At 73.0% G+C, this 1,365-nt stretch carries 1 protein-coding gene and 3 pseudogenes; all 4 read left to right on the forward strand.

Features of this window, described 5'->3' with window-relative positions; genetic code table 11:
* Positions 1 to 489, forward strand: a pseudogene (locus AOK15_RS47750) (oxidoreductase); the annotation flags it as partial.
* Positions 490 to 491: 2 nt separating this feature from the next.
* Positions 492 to 855: pseudogene (locus AOK15_RS47755) on the forward strand (oxidoreductase); the annotation flags it as partial.
* Positions 856 to 956: 101 nt separating this feature from the next.
* A partial coding sequence (locus AOK15_RS47760) for an ATP-binding cassette domain-containing protein (RefSeq protein ID WP_240508728.1) occupies positions 957 to 1,205 on the forward strand: 249 nt, incomplete at its 3' end.
* Between the two features lie 2 nt (positions 1,206 to 1,207).
* Positions 1,208 to 1,365, forward strand: a pseudogene (locus AOK15_RS47765) (ATP-binding cassette domain-containing protein); the annotation flags it as partial.

Below are 1,365 nucleotides of genomic sequence, written 5' to 3' on the forward strand. Positions count from 1 at the left end.
CACCGGCGATCCGCGCCGGTGGCGTCCTCGCCGACGGTGCCTACCAAGCCCACCGGGACTTCGTGGACTTCATCGTCGACGGACGCCCGCTGCTGTTCCAGCTCTCCGACCTCGACGCCGTCTCCCCGCTCGCCTCCGACGTCCCGCCCTCGATCTTCACCGCCCAGGTGCGCAGTCTGCTCCTGGAGGCCGACGCGCCCCTGAGCGGCGGCCGGTACGTCGTCTACGGCTGCCCCGAGTGCGCGGACCTCGCCTGCGGGGCCGTGACCGCGGTGATAGAGCGGGACGGCGACGACTACGTGTGGCGGGACTTCGCCTGGCAGACGGACGAGGAGGCCGACCTCAGACTGAACGGCTACACCGGTATAGGCCCCTTCCGGTTCCACGGCTCCGAGTACCGGAGCGCCCTGGAGTCGCTGCTGCGCGAGGACGCCGACGAGACGTCGCCGCGCCCACGGGTCCTCCTCATCGGTGCCCGGGTCGCCGTCCNNGCGGCGCGCCTTCGACCGGGCGGGGGTGGAGGTCGCGTACGTCGACGGGTTCGCCCCGATCATTCCGCTCCTCGTCGCGCAGATCGAGAACGCGCTCGACCGCAGTCCGGCCCGACAGCGCAGGCTCACCCGGCTGATCGCGGCGGACGGGCAGGCCGGGATCGAGATCACCTCGACCTGCCGGGTGGAGCTGACCGCGTACCGGCTCGACCGGCTGTACCGGACGCACACGTACCGCTTCTTCGACGGGATCCTGCCGGCGGGGCAGCACCGGATCGGGCTGGACGCGAAGTCCGTGAAGGGGGAGTCGTTCATCGTGGCCCGGACCACGGGGACGGTCCTGGTGGAGCCGATGGGGCGGTGACCGGAGGTGAGGGTGCCTGGGGGTGACCGGAGGTGGCGGTGCCTGGGGGTGGTGACGGGCCGCGGGCGTCGGTCGGCCGCGGGTCGTTAGGATCGCACCCTGTGACCGCCACCCTCGTCGTCAAGAACCTCGCCGCCGGCCACGGCGACCGCTCCCTCTTCTCCGGGCTCGACCTCGTCGTCGCCCCCGGCGACGTGATCGGGCTGGTCGGCGCCAACGGCGCGGGCAAGTCCACGCTGCTGCGGCTGCTCGCCGGGCTCCTCCCACCGGAACAGGGGGAGCTGCGGCTGTCCCCGCCCACGGCCACCGTCGGGCACCTCCCGCAGGAACCGGAGCGCCGCGAGGGCGAGNNTCGACGAGCGGGCGGCGGAGGTCGTCGACTCCCTCGGTCTGGCCGTCGATCTGGACCAGCCGATGACCGGCCTCTCCGGCGGCCAGGCCGCCCGCGCCGGCCTCGCCTCCCTCCTCCTCTCCCGCTACGACCTCTTCCTCCTCGACGAACCCACCAAC

This window comes from Streptomyces ossamyceticus, assembly GCF_001418475.1.
Lineage (GTDB): Bacteria > Actinomycetota > Actinomycetes > Streptomycetales > Streptomycetaceae > Streptomyces > Streptomyces ossamyceticus.